The sequence below is a fragment of the Clostridium sp. ZS2-4 genome (assembly GCF_026719745.1).
In the GTDB taxonomy this organism is placed as follows: Bacteria; Bacillota; Clostridia; order Clostridiales; family Clostridiaceae; genus Clostridium_H.
On record NZ_JAPPRQ010000090.1, the window covers coordinates 1 to 3,497 of the forward strand.

The 3,497-nt window shown below is 33.4% G+C and carries 3 protein-coding genes; all 3 read left to right on the forward strand.

Annotated elements, in window-relative coordinates; translation table 11 throughout:
* Window positions 1–583 precede the first annotated feature (583 nt).
* Window positions 584–1,288, forward strand: coding sequence for an MIP/aquaporin family protein (locus OIO11_RS11825; protein WP_268071673.1), 705 nt, complete (start codon window positions 584–586; stop codon window positions 1,286–1,288).
* Between the two features lie 131 nt (window positions 1,289–1,419).
* Window positions 1,420–2,916: a glycerol kinase GlpK gene (glpK, locus tag OIO11_RS11830; protein WP_268071674.1), complete on the forward strand. Its 1,497-nt coding sequence runs from the start codon at window positions 1,420–1,422 to the stop codon at window positions 2,914–2,916.
* Between the two features lie 162 nt (window positions 2,917–3,078).
* Window positions 3,079–3,497: NAD(P)/FAD-dependent oxidoreductase (locus tag OIO11_RS11835; RefSeq protein WP_268071675.1), on the forward strand; the 419-nt coding region annotated here is incomplete at its 3' end.

A 3,497-nucleotide genomic window follows, 5' to 3' on the forward strand; every position in this document is an offset into this window, starting at 1 on the left:
TCAAAATCATTTAAACACATAGAGGTGTTTTTTTCATTATAAACAATTTTCCATTTATGCTGTTGTCAAGAAGTAATTATTACTTTGATGCAACAGCAAAAACTTAAAGATAGAGCATTTCTATTTTTAAGTCTAGTTTGCTTTATTCTAATTTTAGTTTTGTATAGCAAAACGTTCTTCTCTGGGGAGTGGGGATTGGCGAATGGATACTAGAATATGCTGCAAAACAATGTTAAAATATTGTCAAAATTTAAAAGTTATTAAGGAGCATATTGAAAGGTTTAGAAGAAATTTTCAGGAAGTTTTTTGTGAAAATTAAATAGTCTAAGAAAATTCAATAAAAGTACTTGAATAATTTTCAAGAATATTGTAGTATTTAATTAACAAAAATGAATGAATTAAGGCAGAGATGAGAGAGCCGTTTTTAATGCGAGTGAAGTATTATTAAAAATTAATTTTTAATGTTACTTTCAGTCTTATTAAAGTGGGTCTATTTTTTTGTGTTTTGAAAAAACGTTTACAAACATCGAACTTAATTATTTCATTTAAATATTATACATATGAAGAACAAGGAGGAATGAAAATGTCTAATTTTATGGCAGAATTTTTAGGAACAATGCTTTTGGTTTGGCTAGGTGATGGGGTAGTTGCATCAGTAGCACTTAATAAAAGCAAAGGTCAAAATGGTGGATGGATAGTTGTAACACTTGCTTGGGGTCTTGCAGTTGCTATTCCTGTATATATATTTGGGGCAATAAGTGGAGCACATTTAAATCCAGCAGTTACAATAGGAAATGCAGCAGTTGGCAATTTCGCATGGGCTAAAGTACCTTCTTATATAGGAGCACAAATGCTAGGAGGTATGACAGGAGCTGCATTAGTATGGTTAACTTACTTACCTCATTGGAAAGAAACAGAAGATAAGGCTACAAAACTAGGTGTTTTCTGTACAGCACCAGCAATAAGAGATACTAAGGCAAATTTCTTAACTGAGTTTCTAGTAACTGGATTATTGGTTTTTGGATTAATGGGATTAGGACAAGCTAAAATGGTAGATGGATTCGCTGCATTAGCGGTTGGATTGTTTATAGTAGCAATAGGACTTTCTCTTGGAGGACCTACAGGATATGCTATTAACCCAGCTAGAGATTTAGGACCACGTATAGCACATGCTATATTACCTATAGCTGGTAAAGGAGATTCAGACTGGGGATATGCATGGATACCAGTAGTTGCGCCAATCCTTGGTGGAATAGCAGGAGCAGTACTTTTTACTGCACTATTTTAGAAAACGTTTAAAGTTAAATGATTTTCAAATAAGTACTCTTAGAAATTAATACTATTTTCAACTAATACTATTTTTATTGAATAATCAAATTGTTAGCAACTCTAAAATAACTGTACAGGGGGATTTATTTTATGGAAAAGCAATATATAATGGCGTTAGACCAAGGTACTACAAGTTCAAGATGTATAATATTTAATAAAAAAGGTGAGATTGTAAGCTCAGCACAAAAAGAGTTTAAACAAATATATCCTAAAGCAGGATGGGTAGAACATGATCCACTAGAAATATGGGGAAAACAAGCAGGAGTTGCAGGAGAGGCTCTTATGACAGCTAGAATTTCTGCAGAGCAAATTGCAGCAATTGGGATTACAAACCAAAGAGAAACAACAGTAGTTTGGAATAAGAGAACAGGATTGCCTGTATATAATGCTATAGTATGGCAGTGTAGAAGAACTGCTTCATTGTGTGATGAATTAAGAGAACAAGGAATAGACAAGAAAATAAGAGAAAAAACAGGGTTAGTTTTAGATGCATATTTTTCAGCTACAAAAGTAAAATGGATATTGGATAATGTTGAAGGTGCTAGAGAACAAGCTGAAAGAGGAGATTTGTTATTTGGAAATATAGATACATGGTTAATTTGGAACTTAACAAAAGGAAAAGTACATGTAACAGATTATACTAATGCATCAAGAACAATGCTATATAATATACATGAGCTTAAATGGGATGAAGAACTTTTAGAAATATTTGATATACCAAAATCAATGCTTCCAGAAGTAAAACCTTCTAGCTGTGTTTATGGTGAAACAGATGAAATTTTATTTGGAACACCTATAAAAATAGCTGGAGATGCAGGAGATCAACAAGCTGCGTTGTTTGGACAAACTTGTTTCAAACCAGGTATGGCTAAAAATACATATGGTACAGGATGCTTCTTATTAATGAATACAGGAGAAAAGGCAGTTGATTCAAAGAACGGACTACTTACTACAATAGCAGTAGGAATCGACGGTAAGGTTGAATATGCACTTGAAGGAAGTGTATTTATTGGAGGAGCAGTTATCCAATGGTTAAGAGATGAACTTAGAATGATAAAGAATGCTGCAGAATCAGAAAGATATGCTACGGCAGTAGAAGATTCAAATGGAGTGTATGTGGTACCTGCTTTTGTTGGTATAGGAGCGCCATATTGGGATCAATATGCTAGAGGAACAATATTTGGTCTTACAAGAGGTGCTAAGAAAGAACATATTATAAGAGCTGCTATTGAATCAATGGCATATCAAACATATGATCTTTTAAAAGCTATGCAAGAAGATTCAGAAATAGAACTTAAATCTTTAAAAGTAGATGGTGGAGCATGTGCAAACAACTTCCTAATGCAATTTCAATCTGATATTTTAGGAGTAAATGTAGACAGACCAGAAGTAATTGAAACTACAGCTCTTGGAGCAGCGTATTTAGCAGGACTTGCAGTAGGATATTGGAAAGACAGAGATGAAGTAGCTGAAAACTGGGCAATATCAAATACTTTTGAGGCTTCAATGGAAGGGGATAAGAGGGAGAAATTAGTTGCAGGATGGCATAAAGCAGTAAATAGATCTTTAGCATGGGAAGAAAAATAATATAAATTAAAAAGATGTTGAAAAATGATGAATAATGTGCTACAATGCAAGCATAAAATAAAAAAAATGATTGGCTGAGATATAGAGAGAGCCTTGATTTAGAGGGTAGCACATACCCTTTAAGTTGAGTGCTCTTTTTTGTTAATATGGAGGAGGAATAATATGTTTGATATTACAATTATAGGTGCTGGAGTTACTGGATGTGCAATTGCAAGAGAATTATCTAAATATAAATTAAAAACGTGTGTATTGGAAAAAGAAATAGATGTTGCATCAGGAACAAGCAAAGCTAACAGTGGAATAGTTCACGCAGGGGAAGACCCAACACCAGGAACTCTTAAAGCTAAAATGAACGTTAGAGGAAATGAAATGTTTGATAAGCTTCAAGAAGAATTGGATTTTCCTTTTAAAAGAAATGGTTCTTTGGTATTATGCTTTGATGAAAAAGATATGGATAAATTAGAAGAAATGAGACAGCATGGTCTTGTAAACGGTGTACCGGACACAATGGAAATACTAAAGAGAGAAGAATCTTTAAAATTAGAACCAAATCTATCAGATAAAGTTGTAGGTGCATTAAC